This window comes from Streptomyces sp. NRRL S-118 (assembly GCF_000716335.1).
Classification (GTDB): Bacteria; Actinomycetota; Actinomycetes; order Streptomycetales; family Streptomycetaceae; genus Streptomyces.
This window is the reverse complement of the sequence record NZ_KL591002.1, coordinates 463,202-482,678: the sequence shown is the minus strand read 5'-3', so window position 1 is coordinate 482,678 and position 19,477 is coordinate 463,202. Positions and strand designations below refer to the sequence as shown.

Sequence of the window (19,477 nt, the reverse complement as noted above, 5' to 3'; positions counted from 1 at the left end):
TCCGTTCTTCGGAAAATGGCAGGGGGCGGGGGAAGGACTGTCAGCTCTGACAGGATCCCGGCATGGACCTCGGAGCATCCGCCCGCAACAACGCCGCGTGGTGCGCCGCCATGTGCCGCGCCCACGGCCTGCCCGGGGGTACCTTCGGCGCCCGCGCCTGGACGAGCCCGCGCCGTACGCCGCCGTACTACCCGGACGCCGTGACCCTCGCCCCGGGCCTCTCACCGCGGGACGTACGGGACCTGCTGGACGCCGTCGACCGGCGCGCACCCGGGTGCTCGGTCAAGGACAGCTTCGCCGACCTGGACCTCACCGGCCACGGCTTCGCGCCGCTCTTCGAGGCCCGGTGGATCCACCGGCCCGCGGACCTGCCCCCGCCGGGACGACCCGACGCCGGTGAGGCCGCCTGGCAGCCGGTCCGTGCCCCCGCCGGACTCGCCGCGTGGGAGGCGGCGTGGAGCGACGGGGACACCATGGGCCTGTTCCGGCCGGCGCTGCTGGCCGACCCGTCGACCACGGTCCTCGCCGGGCGCGGACCGGACGGCCGTATCGTCTCCGGAGCCGTGGTCAGCCACGCCGCCGGCGTCGCGGGCGTCTCCAACCTGTTCGGCGGCGACGCCGCCTGGCCCGGGTGCCTCGCCGCGATCGCCGCCCGCCTGCCGGGGACGCCGGTCGTGGGGTACGAACACGGCGACGACCTCGACGCCGCCCTGTGTCACGGCTTCACGGCCACCGGCCCGCTGCGCGTCTGGCTCTCCACGGAGACCTCGCCGGACGACGACGCCCAGGCCGCCGACAGCAGGGAACGGGCCGCCGCCGACACGTAGACCGACGCGGCCAGCCACGCCCGGGCGAACACCTCCGGATCGGCGGGCGTCAGGCGCCCCAGCGCATCCCGGCCACGGGCGGACGACGCCTCCTCGAGCGCACGTGCGCAGCCCGCGCCCGTGGACAGGCCCACCGCGCGGAGCCGGCGCGGCAGTTCGCCGTCGGCCGCGGCGGCCGTGACGGCCCGGCCGCCCGCCACCGTACGGTCCACCGCGCGGCGCAGCAGGTCCAGCTCGAGCGGGAGGGCCGCCGGCGCCTCCACGGCCGGTGGCGCGGCAGGTGCGGCGGGCTCGGCGGACACCGCGGGCAAGTCCGTACGGTGCAGCCGGCGCAGGCCCAGGTCCGCGCGGACCGCCTCCCCGTCGTGCCCCGCCCAGGACGCGGCCAGCGCGCACACCCCGCCGGGCCGGTCCGGCGCGATCCGGGCGATCAGCCGCAACCGCAGCCCGGGGCGGGCCGCGAGCAGCCGCAGGTTCTCGGCGTACGGCAACTCCGGCCGCTCGTCCGGCGCGTACAGCGACACGGTCGGCCCGCCCTCCACCGCGAACGCGGGGCCGCCGCCCGCCGAGGCGGCCGCCGTGACCGTCCCGTCGAGGAACAGCAGATCGCCGCCCGCCGTCCGGTCGTCGGCGGGCCGGTCCCACCAGTCCAGGGCCGCGTCCAGCTGGGCCGCCGGCGGACGCCGCCACAGCGCGTCGAGCGGCGGCTCGTGCCAGGAGCAGCCCGCCGCCCGTACGGAACGGACCGGCCCGCCCCCGCCGACCCGCCCGTCCGCCGAGACCGTCGGCGAGGTGAGGATCACCCCGCCCCCGTCGCCCAGCTCCCGCAGCGGCAGCGCGGAGCCGCCGGGCACCAGGGCCGCGCCGGCCGCCTGCACGGCGCGCTCCGGGCCCCCGGGCGCCACGTCGGAGACCGTACGCAGCGCACCGTCGGGCGTCACGGCGTACGCGGTCGCGCCCGCGTACCCGGACGCGGTGACGACCGGCTCGGTGAACAGCCCGTACAGCCGCAGCGGACCGGTGGGCCGGTACGCGCGCCGCGCCGGACCCGCCGCCGAGAGCGGCCGTTGCACGGCATCCAGCAACTCGGCCAGGTCCGCGGACAGCTCCGGCAGACGGAACGCCGGGTCCTCGGAGCGCGCCTCGCCGAGCCGCCGCGCCACGCGCACCGCGACCGCGGCGGGCCGGGGCAACCCGGCGAGGCGGGCGGAGTGCGCCGCGTGGAGCACTTCGGCGCGGACCACGGCGCCGGCCCCGCTCACCCCGGCCACCAGCACGCCCACCGCGGCGTCCCCGAGCGCCCGCAGGGCCGCGCCCTGGACACCGGTGAGCGCCGCACCCGTTCCGTCGCCGGCCTGCTCGGCGTCACCGGGCGCGCCGGGCGACGCCTGCTGCCCGGTCCCGCCGGTATCTCCGGGCCCGCCGGTATCTCCGGGCCCGCCGGTATCTCCGGGCCCGCCGGTATCTCCGGGCCCGCCGGTATCTCCGGGCCGGTCGGTCCGGCCGGGCGGATCGGGACGGGTCGGCCCGGCGGTCACGGGTTCGGCACCACTCCCGGGTGCCGCAACGCCGGTGTGCGCGGTATCCGCGGTGTCCACGGTGTCCGCGGTGTCCACGGCGGTCGTCGCGGGGGCGTCCGTGATGGCCGGGTCCGCCGGTTCCGCCAAGTCCGACGTGCCGGCCGGGTCCGTGGCGTCGGACGCGGTGGCGTCGGACGCGGTGGCATCGGACGCGGTGGCATCGGACGCGGTGGCTTCGGGCTCCGCGAGGGGCGCCCGGGACAGGACCGCGGCGCGGTGCAGGCACGCCGGAGCCAGCAGGCAACTGCACACCGCCGCCTCCGCCGACGCCACCACTCCGCCCGCGGTCGTCGTCAGCGTCACCACCGTGTCGTCACCGGCGCTGACCCGCACACCGTCCGCCACCCGCTCCACCGGCCAGTCGGCCGCCTTCGCCACCGCGCCGTCCACGCGCTTGCGCAGCCGCGCGGGCAGCAGGTCGAGCGCGGTGGCCGCCACCTCGGCGACCACCGGGGGAAGAACCGTCACCGCTGCGTACCTCCTACGCGTTCGCCGACCCAGCGGGCCAGTTCGAGAGGGCTGAGCGCGGCGACCGGCATGCCCGCCGCCACCAGCTGTCCGGCCACGCCGGCCGAGTACCGTGGGCGACCCTCGTCGTCGAGCGAGGCGCAGCCGAGCACGTGGCAGCCCGCGTCCACCAGGGCCCGCACCTCCGCCAGGAGGGGCCCGACCGGGCCGCCCTCCTCGAAGTCGCTGACCAGGACGACGAGTGTGCGCGACGGCACGGTGACGAGCCCGCGGGCGTGCCGCAGGCCCCGCGCGATGCTGGTGCCGCCGCCGACCCGGACCTCCAGGAGGAGGCTCAGCGGGTCCTCGACGTGGCCAGTGAGGTCCATCACCTCGGTGGAGAAGGCCACGAAATGCGTACTGAGCGACGGGACCCCGGCCAGGACGGACGCGGTCAGCGCCGACCAGATGGTGGACGCCTCCATCGACCCCGAGACGTCCACGACCAGGACGAGCCGCCAGTCCGCCTGCTTGCGGGCCCGGGTGCGGAACACGGGCCGCTCGGGCAGCACGGTCACCGCGCCGGTCGCGGGGTCGCGGCGCGCGGACGCCAGGTTCGCCCGCAGCGTGCGCTCCAGGTCGAGCGGGCCACCGGGGCGCCGCGTGGGGCGCGGGTGCGCGAGCCCGCTCACCGCGGGGCGCAGCCGGTTGGCGAGGGCCCGCGTCAACTCCCGTACGAGCCGGGCGACCAGGAGCCGCAGCCGGTCCAGCCGGTGCTCGGGCAGGCCGCCGGCGTACGAGAGCACCGTGCGCAGCAGCTCCACCGAAGGCCGGGCCGCCGCCGGGTCGAGCTCCATGGCGGCGTCGAGGCGCCCGGCGTCGGCGGCCGCCGCGAGGACCTCCTCCCGCACACCGGGCCCGAACAGCGCTGCCAACTCCTGCGACCACGCCCGCACGTCCGGGAACGGCGCCTCGCCGCCGCCCCCCGATCCGCGGGCCTCCTCGCCCCGGGAACCTTCGCCGTGGCCGCGCCCGTACAGCTCGTCGAGGGCCCTGGCGAGCCGGCCGGCGGCCCCGCCGAGCCCCTGCGCCCGGCCGAGCACCAGCCGCCACCGCTCGCCCGGCGTCAACCCGGCCGAATCCCTGGCGAAGCCCGCCTCAGCCCCGGAGCCCCCGAAGCCCCCGGAGCTTCCGGAGTCCCCGGAGTCCCCGGTGGAACCGGCGGCATCAACGGCATCAACAGCATCAGCGGTTTCAGCGGCATCAGCGGCGGAACCGTCACGCCGGCCGGCCGTCGGCGATGCGGCCGCGCAGTCCATGCCGGGCGCCTCCGGCGCACCACCCGCACCGGCCGGGGCCACGCCCAGTCCTCGCTGTGCCAGCGCCTCACGCCCCGCCAGATCAGCCAGGGCGAGCCGGGCGAGCGCCGCCGGGTCGGGCACCGCGTCCGGCAGCGAGCCGGCGGCGATCCCCGTGCGGTCCTCGACCGCCGCCAGCAGCCGGGACCGGGCCGCGGGCGACAGCGTGTCGAAACCGGCGCGCAGTGCCGGCAGCCGGTCCAGGAAACCGCGGTCCGGCCAGGTCTCCACCCGCTCCAGCAGCGGGTCCAGCGCCCGGCCCGTCTCCAGCAGGGGACCCGCCGCGAGCAGGGCACCGCGCAGCAGCCCGGACAGCTCCGACCGCAGCTCCGGCGTCGTCGCGCCGTCCGCCCGGGAAGCGAGCCGCACCCCGAAGTCCCCGGCGTCCCGCTGTCCCAGCAGCACCCGCGCCGCCCCCGCCGCCCCGCGGATCAGCGGTGTGGCCTGCGCGTCCAGCCGGGAGAGCGCGTCGGCGAGCCGCAGGCCCCCGCTCCCCGCGGCGGCTGCCTGCCCGGCCAGGCCCACGAGCGCGCGGGCGTCCTCCGGGTCCGTGGACCCGGCGAGCCCGTCCAGCGCGCGGACCCCGGCCCCGGCCAGCTCCTCGTACGCCGCGTCCACCGCGTTGGCGCACCATCCCTCCGGCAGGCCCGGCACATGGCCGGACCGGATGCGGTCCAGGAGGGCGATCCCGTCCAGCAGTTCGGGCAGCGTCCCGGAGGCGGGCAGCGTGACGGCCGTCTCCGCGAGCCGCTCGGCGGCGAGGCAGGGCAGCGCGCACCGCGCGGCCGCGCGCAGCCCGTCCAGGGCCTGCGCCGCGGTGGGGCCGCCCTCCCGCACCTGTGCGGCGTGCCGCTGCCGCAGCACCCCGGCGGCGGCCTGCTCCAGGGTCACCCCGTGCACGCCCGCCACATCGAGCATCGCCGCGGTCGACGGCGTCCAGGCCACCGTCCAGCGGGTGGTGAGCGCGGCGGCACCGCCCACGCCCGCGACCCCGGACTCCTCCCCGTACGGCACCCCGCACACCGCGAGCCGTCGCAGACAGACCTCGCGCTCGCGGTCCAGGTCACCGCGCAGCGCGTCCAGCCGCAGTTCGCGCCGCGCGGGCGCGTCCGGCGCCGGCAGCGACAGCCGGGCCAGCAGTGCCTCCACGTCCGGGCCGAGCCCGGAGCGCGGTGTCCCGGGCGCGAGCCGGCCGCGCCGCTCACCGACCAGCACCTTCTCCATGGCGGCGGCGACCACCCGGCCCCGCCCGTACAGCTGGCCCTGCGTCAGCACCGACTGGGCCGCCTCCACCAGCTCCCCCCGGCCGGCGGCCGGCAGCCCGCGCAGGCTCGCCACGTCACGGGCGAGGCGCACCACTTCCCGCGCGTCGGCCGGCCCGCTCGGGTGCCCCGCGGCGCGCACGGCCGCGCAGATCCGTACCGCCGACGACAGCAGCAGGTCGTCCAGCCGGGCGGGGTCGCCCCCGGCGAGGTACACGCCGCGCTGCCACTCCGGGTCCCGTATGCCCGCCGGGTAGCCGGAGCGCTCGTCCAGCAACCCGTACGCGTACGGGACGAGCGACGTGACCACCCCGCCCGCGGACCCCTCCACGGCCGTCCCCTCCACGGCCGTGTCCTCCGGGGCACCGCCGCGCGCCGCACCGGGCAGCAGGGCGGGCGCGTGGAACGCGCCGATCACGGCCGCGGCGCGCCGGTCCGCGTACGCGGCCAGGCGGCGCCGCATGTGCGCCTCGCGCCGCAGGTCGTACGGGTCGACGGCCTCCTGGTCGTGCCGCAGCGCCCAGCCCACCAGGAGCGCCGCCCGCCGCAGCGCCTCGGGCGACGCGCCCGGCGCCGGGGCCTCCACGAGCCGGTCCCACAGGTCGTCCTCGGGCCTTCCCCCCGCCCTGGCCCGCAGCGCGGCCGCCACACCCCGCGCCCCGGCCCCGACAGGCGGGCGCGCACCCCCGTCCGGGTCCGTGGCCGGCGGCACCGCGGCGTCCGGACCCGGAGCCCTCCGGCCCGGGGCGTCCGCACCCGCGTCCCGTGCGGCGGCCGCGCCCCGCGCCCCCAGCGGCAGGTCGAACGGCACCACCTCGACCCCCGCCTCCCGCGCCCAGCGGATCGCGGCCAGCTCCGGCGAGAACTCCGCGAACGGCAGGAACACCAGTCCGCCCGCACCGCCGCTGCCCGCCAGCGCCACCGGAGGCACCGTCGCCGTGTCCGCCAGCCACGGGAGCCACGGAGCGAACTCCTCCGGCAGCTCCACCAGCAGCACCTCCGGGGCCGCCTGCGCCAGCATCGCCGGGACCGCCGCCGCGAGCGCGGGGGAGTGGTGGCGCACCCCGATCAGGAACGGGTCGCGGCACCCCGCCAGCTCCTCCACGGCCCCGGCGGGCCCGGGCTCAGGTGAGCTCATCGCGCAGCTCCCACAGCGTCCGCCACAGCGGAGCCCCGCCCTCCGCGCGGCGGCGCACCGGCCCGTCCCAGTACCCCAGCAGCCGCGCGTGGTCGGCCGGATCGTCCTTGCGGACGGTGCCCAGCAGATGGCCCGGCAGCGTCCGCACGACATCGCGGCCGTTGCCCAGGTACGCCGCGCCGAGGCCCATGGAGGCGGCGACCTGCACGGCCTCGGCCGTCGACATGACCGTGGACGGCCGCTCCACCTCCCAGCCCTCCGCACTGCGCCCGGTGCGCAGGTCCCGGAACGCGGTGACCAGCGCCTCCAGCACCGCCTCGTCCAGCGTGAACTCCGCCCCACCGCGGACCAGCGCCGCCGTGGCCTGCCCGCGCACCAGCTCCGTCTCGGCCGCCAGGTCGTCGATCGGGCCGACCGTCTCGAAGTTGAAGCGCCGCTTCAGCGCGGCGGACATCTCGGAGACGCCCCGGTCGCGCAGGTTGGCCGTGGCGATGAGGGTGAAGCCGGGCGCGGCGTGCACCGTGGCGTCCTCGCCGTCCTCACCGGTCCCCGCCAGCTCCGGTACCGACATGCGCCGCTCGGACAGCAGCGAGACCAGCGAATCCTGCACCTCGGGCAGGCAGCGGGTGACCTCCTCGACCCGGGCGACCGCGCCGCGCACCATCGCCGTGAGCACCGGCGACGGCACCAGCGCCTCCCGGCTGGGCCCCTTGGCCAGCAGCATCGCGTAGTTCCAGCCGTAGCGCAGCTGGTCCTCCGTGGTGCCCGCGGTGCCCTGCACGGTGAGCGTGCTGCTGCCGCAGACGGCGGCCGCCAGCAGCTCGGACAGCATGGACTTGGCCGTGCCCGGCTCACCGACGAGCAGCAGGCCCCGCTCCCCGGCCAGCGTCACCACGCACCGCTCCACCAGCGCCCGGTCGCCCACGAACTTCCGCGACACGGCCATCGCCCGGCCGTCGGGCCCGGTCAGTTCCTCACCGCCCGACCCGCACACGAACACCACCACCGCGCGCGGGGTCAGCCGCCACCCCGGCGGCCGCGGCCCGTCGTCGTACGCCGCCAGGAACGCCAGCTCCTCGGCGTACCGGTCCTCCGGCAGCTCCACCTGCCGCTGCCGGCCCCCGTCCGTCACCGTCACCGTCATCGCCGTCCTCCCCGGCCCCGGCCGCCACCGCGGCCCTCGAACTCCTCGTATCCGGGCACGTCACCGTCGACGACCCGGCGCCACGCCGCCGCGTACAGCGCGGCCACCGGGCGGTCCGGCACCACGAAGCCGTACGAGTCCCACCGCAGCAGCTCCCACTTCCACTTCTCCAGGGGCAGCAGCGGCGCCTTCTGCTCCAGCCAGCCGCCGGGCAGGAACAGCGACCGGCCCGCGCGGGCCCGCTTGGCCTCCACCACCAGGTCGGTGGCGGCCAGTTCGGCCCGGGCCTTCTTCAGCCGCGCCGGCTTCCAGCCCGTCCACTGCGCCTGCTTGCGGTCCGTCGGATCCGGCAGCGCGAGCAGCATCAGGTACAGCGCGGCCGCGTCCTGCGACAGCCCCAGCCGCCCGGCCGCCTCGTCCACCAGCTCCGGCACGCTGTTCACCGGGTGCTGCGCCGCCCCCGCGGGGCCGTGCGCCGGGCTGTCCGCCGACACGAGTTCCTCGAAGCCGTCGCTCAGCAGCGTCCGCAGCGCCTCCAGCTGTGCCGACGGCCGGGAGACGGCCGCCAGCAGCGTCAGCGCCGGATGGTCCGGGCCGCCCTGCTCGCCCGCGCCCGGCAGCACCGCCGCCGGCCGCAGCCAGACCGTCTCCCACTGGGTTCCGTACGGCATCGGCGTCAGCACCAGCGCGTCCGACACCTCGACCAGGCCGTCCTCGGTCGCGCCACCGGTGGCGGGCAGCCCGTGCGCCTCGCGCAGCCGCAGCGCGGTGGCCTTGCCCTCGTGGTCCCAGTCGACCCCCAGGGCGAGCAGCAGCCCCGGATCGGCCAGCCGCTCGCGCAGCATCCGCAGCGTCACCGGCAGCACCGCGCGCAGCGGGTCACCGAACGGCAGCCGGTAGGCGAGCCAGCGCAGCATCGTGAGGTACGCCGAGAGCGCGGGCCCGTCGAGCAGCTTCGCCGGCTCCACCGGGTCGAGCCGGCCCAGCTCCGCGTCCATCCGCTGCTCGGTACGGCCGGTGAGCTGCGGTTGCACCTCCGGGTTGAGCACGCAGTCGAGCATCCGGGCCTGACGGGTCTCGGCGACCGCCAGGGCGACCAGCTCCGGCGGCGCCACGCGCCGCCTGCCCCGCGCCGCCACCCACGCCTCGGCCAGGGGATCCAGGCCGAAGCCGGACTCCCACAGGCGGGGTACGGCTTCGGCGTCCTCCGGCAGCAGCAGGGCGGTGAACCGCCGCCGGTCGGCGCCGGACAGCTCCCTGAGCGCGGTGCGGGCGGCCTCCGCCTCCCGCACCTTGGCGCCGAACGGGGCCAGCAGCTCGGCGGGCAGCAGGCTCTCCCGGTCCCAGCCCTCCAGGCCCGGGAACCCGGTCAGCACCAGCGCCGCCGCGGGCGCGCCGAGACCCACCCGCTCCGCGAACCCGGCGACCTGCTCGGGCCGGTAGGGCAGCGGGCCTCGCTCCGCCACCAGTTCCGCCGTGCGCCGCAGCGCGGGAGCCAGCGGCCCGTCCTCCGGCCGGCCGAACACGGTGTCGTCGACCACCGTGAAACCGTCCCAGGCCCCGAACTCCGCCGCGGGGTCGTACTCCAGGGCGGTCCAGAACGCGTACTGGTCGTCCTGGCGCCGGCACGCGATCAGCAGCATCCGCCGCCGGCCCGACCGGTGCACCTCGCCCAGCCGCTGCGTGCCGCCGGGCCGTGCGCCGCGCAGCCCCACGAGCCGCAGCCGTCCACGCGGGTCCACCAGCACCGGATCGCTGCCGACGACCACCGCCGCGGCCAGGCCCAGGAACTCCAGCAGCGCCGCGCGCTGTTCCTCCCCGGTCGCCGGGGACGCCGCCCGCACCGCGAGCGCCGCGAGCCCCCGGCCGGTGAAGGACAGCCACGGCACCGCCGACGCGGGCAGCTTCACCTTCTCCGGGACGCTTCCCTCGGGCGCCGTCAGCACGGCCGCCACCCGGTGCAACTGGTCGACGGCCGTGTGCGGGCCCCTGCCCTGCTGCGCGTGGTAGTAGCCGTACGACCCGTACGCGTTGGCCCCGGCGCCCAGCTCGGACATGACCGGGCCCAGCACCTTGTCGTGCGCGTGCCGCACCGGCGACTCGTCCTGCCGCGGCTCGCGGCGGCGCGCCTTCTCCTCGACACCCGCCAGCCGCTTGCCGCACCGGGCCGCCTCCGCGACGAGCCCCGCGACACCGGCGATCAGCCCCGGGTGGGTCAGCTCCGGCAGTACCCGCGCCACCGCCTCGGCGGGCGCCGTGCCCTCCGCCACGGCCGCCAGCAGCGCCTCGGTGTCCGCCCCGGTGACCTCCCGGAGCCGTGCCGAGCCCCGCTCGTCACGCGGCCGCAGCGCGTGCCAGTACGCCAGCGGCGGCACCAGCGGCATGCCCGCGGCGTACCGGTCGCCGTGGTCGCACAGCCGCACCGTGGCGACCCGCACGCCGTCCGTGTCGTACAGGTCGACGGTCGGGTCGAACTGCCGTGTCTCGCGCGGGTGCAGCACGGCGCCGCCCGGCAGCCGCAGCGGCGGCAGCGGGATGCCCTTCGAGGGGTACAGGTGCCGTGCCCGCGGCGCCGGGACGGCCGGGCTGCGGGTACCGTCCACCGAACAGGCCGTCATCGTGCCCGCCTCGTGGTCGTGCAGCACCCACCAGCCGAGCAGGCCGTCCTTGCTGCCGAACGGCGAGGACTCCATGCCGGGCTGCGCGGGCAGCAGCACGCAGTAACTCTGCAGCAGCCGCTGCCCGTCCGACGCGCCGGCCAGCGCCGAGTCGAAGAACGCCGGCGCCGCCGCCCGGCCGCGCCGCGCGGTCGCCGGGTCGTACTCCCACCAGTTGCCCTCGTGCAGCACCCACACCGAGATGCCGTCGGAGGCCACCGGCCGCCGCTCCTCGGCGAACGAGGTGTCCCCGGGGTGCACCGGCCGGCCGCCGTAGCAGCGGCCGCCGCCCGGCAGTCCCAGCGACGTCGTGTGCACCGCACCCCAGTGGTCGCCCAGCGGACCGGAGGGGGTGAACGGATCGGCGGGCCGCCCGGACCACACCGCGCGCCGCTCGTTCCCGTGCCCGTTCGCCACCAGCCACTGGCCGTCCACGAAGCGCACGGTGGGTTGGTCCCAGTGATTGGTCCGGGCGACCGGCAGCGTCAGCGTGCGCACGTCCAGCGCCGCGTCGGGGCCGATCGCCGCCACCTCGTTGCCGTTGCGCACGACGAGGGCGGGCCAGGCGTCCGCGGTGCGGTACCACTGCTCGGCGAGGAAGGGACGCCGCCGCCCCCGCCCGGCCACCTGCGCGTCGACCTTGCCCAGCTTGGGCAGGGTCTCCTCCAGCGCGGGCCAGCCCAGTTCGTCCAGGATCCCCGCCCGCAGGGTCCGCCGCAGCGCGTCGGCGGGTGTGACGGCGGCGATCCGCTCCACCGCGGCCGGAGCCGTGGCCAGCACGGACGGGCTGGTGAACGGTGCCAGCCGGGTCAACTGCTCGTCGAGCTCCGGCAGTCCGAACGGCCGGCTCAGGCCGTCGGCGAGCTCTGTGAGCCAGTCCGCGACGACCGTCTCCAGCGCCGGGTGCTCCACGACGCGGCGCAGCCGCTCCGTGGACTCGGCCCCGTCCCCCGCCAGCTGCTCCACGGACCGGCGCAGCAGCGGGCCGAACCGTTCGTCGGCGACGAGCGCCGCCAGGTCCCGGCGGCCCTCCGCCTCGTCCCCCAGCCAGCCCGCCACGTCCAGATACGTGGTGGTGGCGTCGGGCGCCGGCGGTTCCACCGGGACACCCCGCGCCAGGCACAGGTCCAGCAGGTCCAGGTCGGCGTCGACGCGCCAGCTGCCGCCCCCCAGCAGCCGCACCGGCACCCCGTCCGCGGCGAGCCGGTCCGCGAGCCGCTCCACCAGCGCCAGCTCGGCGGCGAGCCGTGTGCTGCGCCCGTAACCGCGCTGCCGGTGCGCCGCCCAGGCCGTGAGCCACGGGGCCGCCGGGACCGTGCCGTCCAGCAGCAGTCCGGTCGCGCCGCAGCCGTCCAGCAGGGCCAGCCACGACGTCTCGAACTCCGCCCGCTGGTCGCCGCCCGCCGTCGGCATCAGGTGCAGCAGCCGCTCCCGCACCGCCCGGTTCTCCGCCGCGACCGCCGACAGCGCGGGCAGCGCCGCCTTCCAGAAGCTGGCGGCGGCCCGGCTCATCGGCCCGGTGTGGATGATCTCGGCCAGCAGCGACCGCTCCTCGGCGGCCACGTCGAGCCGCGCCGCCCTCGCCAGCCGCCGCAGGTCCTCCAGCATCCCGGCGTACGGCGGCAGTCCGGCGGCGCACCGCTCCAGCGACAGCGCCCGGAACTGCTCGTACGCCTCCGGCGCCGACAGCCGGGCCGCCAGGCCCTTGGCGTGCTCGCGCAGCGCCTTGCCGCTCAGCGCGCCCGCCCCGGCGAACTCCAGGAACACCTCCCGCAGCCGCTCCTCGTCCACGGCCAGCGCGTGGCGCTGCTCGGCGGCGCGCGCCTTGCCGAAGAACAGCGACGCGTACGACCGCGACTCGGCGGCGAGGAACAGCCGCGCCACCTGCTCGTAGTACGTCGGCAGGAAGTGCGGCACGGAACGGTCGAGCCGTTCGCCGATGTCCTCGAAGCCCTCCTTGGCGAGCCCCGGCCTGGTGGCGACGAGCCGCGACAGCCGCTCCATCTCCTTGACCACCGCCAGCGCGTGGTGGCCGTTGTCCGGGTCGTGCACCAGCGCCCAGGCCGGGAAGCCGAGCGCCTGCCGCCTCACCCGCCCCACCCGCTCGGGCCCCGGACCGCCGGTGAAGCCCAGGTACTCCAGCGACAGGTCCTCGGCCGGCCCGATCGCCTCGGGCACCAGCCGCACCACCGTGCGCCCGTCCAGCGCCGGATGCGCGTACGCCCGGGCGGTCAGCACATCGACGTTCCCGTCCCCCGTGCCGTCCGGCACCCCGGCCGTCCGCGCCGGCGGCAGCACCGCGCCCGCGTCCAGCAGCAGGTCCGCCCGTCCCCCCGGCGCCCCGTTCCCCGCTCCGCTCATCGCTTGTCCCCCTCCTCGTCCACCACACGCCCCGCGTACACCAGCGCGGCCATCCGCTCGCCCTCCGACCAGGCGACCGGCCCCACCTCCGCGAGCGGCAGCCGCCGCCCGGCCCGGTCGCGCCACTCCAGCGCGCCGGTCTCCGTCTCCGCCTCCGGGTACTCGTCACCCAGCCAGTACGCCGCCTCCAGCGGCAGCCCGTCCTCCACCAGCGGGCACACCGCGTACCCGCCGCGCACCCGAAACCCCAGTGAGGCCGCCCGCGACGTCGCGTGCCGCAGCTCCGCGAACCGCCCCCGCGCGTACGCGTCCCAGCCCGACGCCCCGTCGGCCAGGCGCTCCGGCCGCCGCCACACCTCGCGGAACAACTGCTGCGCGCCCTGCTCGACCCCCAGCTCGACCGCGAACTCCCGCAGGTCGTCCAAGTCCTCCAGCAGCAGCACCGGGTGGGGTATGAGCACCGCCTCGACGCCCTGCTGCGCGCCCAGCCGCACCGAGTCGCCGTCCAGGTCGACGATGCCCAGCCCGCGCGCCGGATCCGGATCCGCGTCCCGCAGGAACCCCGCCCGTGCCACGTCCGCCGAGCCGTCCGCGCCCACCGGCGCCACGACCAGGTCCCGCAGCGCCCCCTGCCACGCCGCGTCCGGCCACACCCGCGCCAGCAGCTCCACCGGAACCGGCAGCGATCGCACCAGCCACGCGTCCACCTGTTCGCGGCACTCGCGTTCGTGCCGTTCCAGCCACTCCGCCAGCTGCCGCAGCCGCACCACCTGGGCGTCGTCCCGCAGCTTCGCCGGCACCTGCTTCAGCGTGCGCCCCGCCCCGTTGCGGCACACCACCCGCGTGCCGTCCAGCGTGACGGCGTACCCGTCACTCTCCGTATCGATCCAGCCCATGGCGAGACCGCCTCCCCGACCTTCCGGTTCCGATGTCGATCACGGTAGGGGAGGGGTCTGACAACGCCGCCGCCAGGCCCGTGAGCCGGTGGAAAACACCCGTCACGCCCCCGCAACGGCCCGGCAACCTGCGGCCGCGACCATCGGTGCATGACGGAGCAGGCAGACCGACGCGAGTGCACCTTCGACTCCACCGCCCAGCTGCTCACCCGCATCACCACCCAGCTCGGCACGCAACTGCACCACCTCCACCGCAACGGAACGCGCAGGCACATGAGCACACCCCACCGCCCCACCCTCGTCGCCGTCGCGCACGGCAGCCGCGATCCGCGCGCCCTGCAGACCGTGACCGCGCTGCTCGAGCGGGTGCGTGAACTGCGGCCCGGCCTGCGCGTACGCCTCGGGCACATCGAACTGAACGCCCCCTTGCTCACCGACACGCTGGACGAGCTCGCGGACCGCGCCTCCGGGCAGGACGGCGGCCGGGAGGGCGAGGACGAGGCCGTCCTCGTACCGCTGCTGCTCACCCGCGGCTACCACGTCAAGCACGACCTGCCCGCCGCCTCCGCCGCGGTGCGGGACCGGCTCCGCGTCCGTGTCGCCGACCCGCTCGGCCCGCACCCGCTGCTCGTGGAGGCGCTCGCCGACCGGCTCACCGAGGCCGGCTGGACCGCCCGTGACCACGCCGACGGCAGCGCGGGCGTCGTCCTCGCCGCCGCGGGCTCCCGCGACCCCGAGTCGGCCGCCGACACCCGCCGCACGGCCCGGCTCCTCTCGCAGCGTCTCGGCGGCGTGCCGGTCCTCCCCGCCTACGCCTCCGCCGCCGCACCCACCGTGGCGCAGGCCGTCCGCGCCCTCGCCGCCCGCGGCCGCCACCGCACCGCCGTCGCCTCCTGCTTCACCGCGCCCGGCCTGTTCGCCACCCGCAGCGCCGCCGCCGCGCCGTGGATCGCGGCGGAACCGCTCGGCGCCCACCCGGCCATGGCCCGGCTCGTACTGCACCGGTACGACCAGGCCGTCGCCGCGGCCGCCCCGCCCGCCCACCCGCAGCCGCTGGAACTCGCCTCCGCTTGACGGGTTCGCTGTCAGTCCCTGCGGTTACCTTCAGTGCATGAACGGCATCCTGGAAGGACCCGACGAGACGGCGTACCACTACGACGAGACGGCGACCGAGCGCTGGGCCGCCGAGCCCGACAAGCGGCCCGGCCGCACCGCCTTCCAGCGCGACCGCGCCCGCGTGCTGCACTCCGCCGCCCTGCGCCGCCTGGCCGGAAAGACCCAGGTCGTCACCCCCGGCTCCCGCAGCCTCGCCTGGGACGCCAGCCCCCGCACCCGGCTCACCCACTCCCTGGAGTGCGCCCAGGTCGGCCGCGAGCTCGGAGCCGCCCTCGGCTGCGACCCCGACCTCGTCGAGGCCGCCTGCCTGGCGCACGACATGGGCCACCCGCCGTTCGGGCACAACGGCGAGCAGGCCCTCAACGACGTCGCCAAGGACTGCGGCGGCTTCGAGGGCAACGCCCAGTCCCTGCGGCTGCTCACCAGGATCGAACCCAAGCGCTTCGTACCCGATCCGCGCACCGGCGAGCTGGTCAGCGTCGGCCTGAACCTCACCCGCGCCACCCTGGACGCCGCCACCAAGTACCCCTGGCCGCGCGGCGCCCACCCCACCGAACCGGGCTCGCCCAAGTTCGGTGTGTACGAGGACGACCTGCCCGTCTTCGCGTGGGCGCGCCAGGGCGCGCCCCGCCACCGCAAGTGCTTCGAGGCCCAGGTCATGGACTGGTCCGACGACGTCGCGTACTCGGTGCACGACTTCGAGGACGGCCTGCACGCCGGGCACATCGACCCCAACCTGCTGATGGCGGAGCCGGAGCGTGCCGACATCTGGCGCGTGGCCGTCGGGCGGTACGTACCGGAGGACACCGATCCGCAGGAGCTCGCCGAGGCCCTGGACCGGCTCGTCGAGCAGGAGTGGTGGCCGCACGGGTACGACGGGACGGCCGTCGCCCAGGCCCGGCTGAAGGACGCCACCAGCCAGCTGATCGGCCGCTTCTGCCTGGCCGCGGAGGGCGCCACCCGCCAGGCGTACGGATCGGGCCGCCTCACCCGGTACGCCGCCGAGCTCGTCGTCCCCCGGGAAGCCCGCAACGAGTGCGCGGTGCTCAAGGCGGTCGCCGACCGGTACGTCATGCAGCGCGCCGAGCAGGAGGCCCTGCGCGCCGACCAGCGCATCGTGCTCGCCGAGCTCGCCGAGGCGCTGACCGCACGGGCCCCCGAGGGCCTGGACCCGCAGTTCCGCGCCCTGTTCGACGCGGCGCCCGACGACCGCGCCCGCAAGCGCGTCATCGTCGACCAGATCGCCTCGCTCACCGACGCCTCGGCCCGCACGCTGCACGCCCGCCTGGCGGCGCGCCGCTGATCCGCCGCCCGCGGGCACCCCCCGGGCGGCGGCGTAGCGTGGAAACCGCCCGGTCCGGGGGCCCGCGCGCATCCACGGGCCGCGGCCCGCGCGGACGGGACGCCCGAGCCGCACGCCGAGAGAGCCCCTGAACCGCAAGGAGGCACCAGTGGCCGACGCATCCGAGACCTTCGTCATCATCGGCGGGGGACTGGCCGGGGCCAAGGCCGCGGAGACCCTCCGCGGCGAAGGGTTCACCGGCCGTGTCGTCCTCATCGGGGACGAACGCGAGCACCCCTACGAGCGCCCGCCCCTCTCCAAGGGCTACCTGACCGGCAAGGACGAGCGCGGCAGCGCCTTCCTGCACGAGCCGGACTTCTACGCCCGGGCCGGGATCGAGCTCCACCTCGGCGTGCCCGCCACCGCGATCGACCGCGAACGGAAGACCGTCCGCACCGCCGACGGCACCTCCTTCCGCTACGACAAGCTCCTCCTCGCCACCGGCGCCGAACCGCGCCCGCTCGACATCCCCGGCACCGGCCTCGCCGGCGTGCACCAGCTGCGCCGCCTCCCCGACGCCGACCGCCTGCGCGGCACCCTCGCCTCGCTCGGCCGGGACAACGGGCACCTGGTCATCGCCGGAGCCGGCTGGATCGGCCTCGAGGTCGCCGCGGCCGCCCGCGGCTACGGCGCGGAGGTCACCGTCGTCGAGCCCGAACCCACACCGCTCCACCGGGTCATCGGCCCCGAGCTCGGCCAGTTCTTCAGGGAGCTCCACGCCGAGCGCGGCGTCCGCTTCCGCTTCGGCACCCGGCTGACCGAGATCACCGGCCAGGACGGCACGGTGCTGGCCGCCCGCACCGACGACGGCGACGAGCACCCGGCGCACGCGGTCCTCGCCGCCGTCGGCGCCGCCCCCCGGACCGCCCTGGCCGAGGCCGCCGGCCTGGAGATCGCGGGCCCCGCCGAGGGCCGGGGCATCGCCGTCGACACCTCGCTGCGCACCTCCGACCCCGACATCCACGCGGCCGGCGACGTCGCGAGCGCCCAGCACCCCCTCCTCGGGACGCGGCTGCGCGTCGAGCACTGGGCCAACGCCCTGAACGGCGGTCCGGCCGCCGCCCGCGCCATGCTCGGCCAGGACGTCTCCTACGACCGGGTGCCGTACTTCTACTCCGACCAGTACGACCTGGGCATGGAGTACTCCGGATGGGCACCGCCCGGCTCCTACGACCAGGTCGTGCTGCGCGGCGACGCGGGCAGGCGGCAATTCCTCGCGTTCTGGCTGAAGGAGCGCCGGGTCCTGGCCGGGATGAACGCCAATGTGTGGGACGTCACAGACGACGTCCAGAAGCTCATCCGCTCCGGCGCCCCCGTGGACCCCGAGGCGCTCGCCGACCCCTCGACACCGCTCACCGCTGTCCTGCCCCACCCGTAGACTTCCTCCGTGGCAGGCAGGATCAACGATGACGACGTGAAGGCGGTCCGGGACGCGGTCCCGATCGACGCCGTCGTGTCCGAGTACCTCCAGCTGCGCAACGCCGGCGGCGGCAACCTCAAGGGCCTGTGCCCCTTCCACGACGAGAAGTCCCCCTCCTTCCAGGTCAGCCCCAGCAAGGGTCTCTTCCACTGCTTCGGCTGCCAGGAGGGCGGGGACACCATCGCCTTCGTGATGAAGATCGACCACCTCTCCTTCTCGGAGACGGTCGAGCGCCTCGCCGCCAAGGCGGGCATCACCCTGCGCTACGAGGAGGGCGGGTACAACCCCGGCCACCAGCGCGGCGAGCGCATCCGCCTGATCGAGGCCCACAAGGCCGCCGCCCAGTTCTACGTCGAACAACTCGACAGCGCCGAGGCCGAGATCGGCCGCAAGTTCCTCGCCGAACGCGGCTTCGACCAGGCCGCCGCCCAGCACTTCGCCGTCGGCTACAGCCCGGCCGGCTGGGACCACCTCACCCGCTACCTGCGCGGGAAGGGCTTCTCCGACAAGGAACTGATCCTCTCCGGCCTCTCCCAGGACGGCCGCCGCGGCCCCATCGACCGCTTCCGCGGCCGCCTCATGTGGCCCATCCGGGACGTCGGCGGCGAGGTCGTCGGGTTCGGCGCGCGCAAGCTGCGCGACGACGACAACGGGCCCAAGTACCTCAACACCCCCGAGACGCCCATCTACAAGAAGTCCCAGGTCCTGTACGGCATCGACCTGGCCAAGAAGGACATCGCCAAATCCAGCCGGGCCGTGGTCGTCGAGGGGTACACCGACGTGATGGCCTGCCACCTCGCCGGGGTCACCACCGCCATCGCCACCTGCGGCACCGCCTTCGGCGGCGAGCACATCAAGATCCTGCGCCGGCTGCTGATGGACAACGGCTCGGCCCGCGTGATCTTCACCTTCGACGGCGACGCCGCCGGCCAGAAGGCCGCCCTGCGCGCCTTCGAGGACGACCAGAAGTTCGCCGCCGAGACGTACATCGCCATCGCCCCGGACGGCATGGACCCCTGCGAGCTGCGCCTCGCCAAGGGCGACGAAGCCGTCCAGGAACTCGTCGAGCCGCGCACCCCGCTCTTCGAGTTCGCACTGCGCCAGATCGTCGCCCGCTACGACCTGGAGACCCCGGCCGGGCGCGCCGCCGCGCTCGACGAGGCAGCGCCGATCGTCGCCCGCATCAAGAACGTGGCCTCCCAGCACGAGGTCGCCGTGCAGCTCGCGGGCATGGTCGGCATCCTCGACACCCAGTTCGTCGTCCGGCGCGTGGCCCAGCTCGCCCGCTGGGCCAGGGACCGCGGCGGCCGCGGACCGGCGCCCGCCGCCGCACGCCCCGCGCCCTCCGCGTCACCCGCCGCGCCCTCCCCCGCCGGCCCGGCACTCAACCTGCGCAACCCCGCCCACCGTACCGAGCGGGAGCTGCTGAAGCTCGCCCTGCAGCGCCCGGCGCTGGTCTCGCCCGCCTTCGACGCGTACGGCGTCGACGAGTTCACCGCCCCGCCGTACGCCGCCGTGCGGCAGACCATCGCCGAGGCGGGCGGCGCCGAGCAGGGCATCGACAACGCCGGCGACTACCTGGCCCGGGTACGGGACGCGGCGCCCGACGACCGGGTCCGCGCCCTGGTCACCGAACTCGCGGTGGAGCCGCTGCACGGGCGCACCGTGGACGAGGCGTACGCGGGGAACCACCTCGTCGCCGTGCGCCTCCGCGCGGTCGACCGCCGGGTCCGCGACGTCCAGGGCACCCTCACGCGGCTGGGCGGGCACGGCGACCCCGAGCAGCTCGCGGCGGTCCAGAACGAGCTCTGGGTGCTCCAGCAGTACGCCCAGTCCCTGCGCAACCGGGGCGCCGACGCCCTGTAGCGCGGCCGTCGCAAAAAGTGGTCGCACGCCCCTCGTGGCGGTGATGTGTCGTACCCCACACTA

10 protein-coding genes are annotated in these 19,477 nt (G+C 76.6%); 5 read left to right on the top strand and 5 right to left on the bottom strand.

Annotated features, from left to right (window positions below):
- Positions 1 to 62 precede the first annotated feature (62 nt).
- Entirely contained in the window at positions 63 to 827 is a 765-nt protein-coding gene (locus IH00_RS0105650) for a hypothetical protein (RefSeq protein WP_063835302.1), read from the top strand.
- Here the strand turns inward: IH00_RS0105650 and IH00_RS0105645 are convergent.
- Genes IH00_RS0105645 through IH00_RS0105625 form a run of 5 tightly spaced genes read right to left on the bottom strand, consistent with a single transcriptional unit; the run spans position 716 to position 13,670 of the window.
- Positions 716 to 2,875, bottom strand: coding sequence for a hypothetical protein (locus IH00_RS0105645; RefSeq protein ID WP_158827696.1), 2,160 nt, complete (start codon positions 2,873 to 2,875; stop codon positions 716 to 718). The two genes, IH00_RS0105650 and IH00_RS0105645, sit on opposite strands and share 112 nt — an antisense overlap.
- Positions 2,872 to 6,612 carry a DUF5682 family protein gene (locus tag IH00_RS0105640; RefSeq protein ID WP_031070215.1) on the bottom strand — a complete coding sequence of 1,247 codons (3,741 nt, stop codon included), beginning with the start codon at positions 6,610 to 6,612 and terminating at the stop codon, positions 2,872 to 2,874. Before IH00_RS0105640 ends, IH00_RS0105645 begins: the two co-directional genes overlap by 4 nt.
- Positions 6,599 to 7,756, bottom strand: coding sequence for an ATP-binding protein (locus IH00_RS0105635; RefSeq protein WP_031070213.1), 1,158 nt, complete (start codon positions 7,754 to 7,756; stop codon positions 6,599 to 6,601). The genes IH00_RS0105640 and IH00_RS0105635 overlap by 14 nt, the downstream gene beginning before the upstream one ends.
- The gene (locus IH00_RS45000; protein ID WP_052411183.1) at positions 7,753 to 12,774 is read right to left on the bottom strand and encodes a hypothetical protein; all 5,022 of its coding nucleotides are present in this window, start codon (positions 12,772 to 12,774) and stop codon (positions 7,753 to 7,755) included. The genes IH00_RS0105635 and IH00_RS45000 overlap by 4 nt, the downstream gene beginning before the upstream one ends.
- A complete protein-coding gene (locus IH00_RS0105625; protein WP_031070209.1) occupies positions 12,771 to 13,670 on the bottom strand; it encodes a DUF4132 domain-containing protein in 900 nt (299 codons plus the stop codon). Before IH00_RS0105625 ends, IH00_RS45000 begins: the two co-directional genes overlap by 4 nt.
- Positions 13,671 to 13,820: 150 nt before the next feature.
- Here IH00_RS0105625 and IH00_RS0105620 point away from each other — a divergent pair, with 150 nt between their 5' ends.
- The 4 genes from IH00_RS0105620 to dnaG all read left to right on the top strand — a co-directional run bounded on the left by IH00_RS0105620 (position 13,821) and on the right by dnaG (position 19,414).
- Positions 13,821 to 14,744 (top strand): sirohydrochlorin chelatase, encoded by a 924-nt coding sequence (locus IH00_RS0105620; protein ID WP_031070207.1) that lies wholly within the window; start codon positions 13,821 to 13,823, stop codon positions 14,742 to 14,744.
- A gap of 37 nt (positions 14,745 to 14,781) precedes the next feature.
- Positions 14,782 to 16,089: a deoxyguanosinetriphosphate triphosphohydrolase gene (locus IH00_RS0105615; RefSeq protein ID WP_031070205.1), complete on the top strand. Its 1,308-nt coding sequence runs from the start codon at positions 14,782 to 14,784 to the stop codon at positions 16,087 to 16,089.
- A gap of 148 nt (positions 16,090 to 16,237) precedes the next feature.
- Positions 16,238 to 17,506, top strand: coding sequence for an NAD(P)/FAD-dependent oxidoreductase (locus IH00_RS0105610; RefSeq protein WP_031070204.1), 1,269 nt, complete (start codon positions 16,238 to 16,240; stop codon positions 17,504 to 17,506).
- Positions 17,507 to 17,515: 9 nt separating this feature from the next.
- Positions 17,516 to 19,414 carry a DNA primase gene (gene dnaG / locus IH00_RS0105605; RefSeq protein ID WP_031070203.1) on the top strand — a complete coding sequence of 633 codons (1,899 nt, stop codon included), beginning with the start codon at positions 17,516 to 17,518 and terminating at the stop codon, positions 19,412 to 19,414.
- The last annotated feature ends 63 nt before the right edge of the window (positions 19,415 to 19,477 follow it).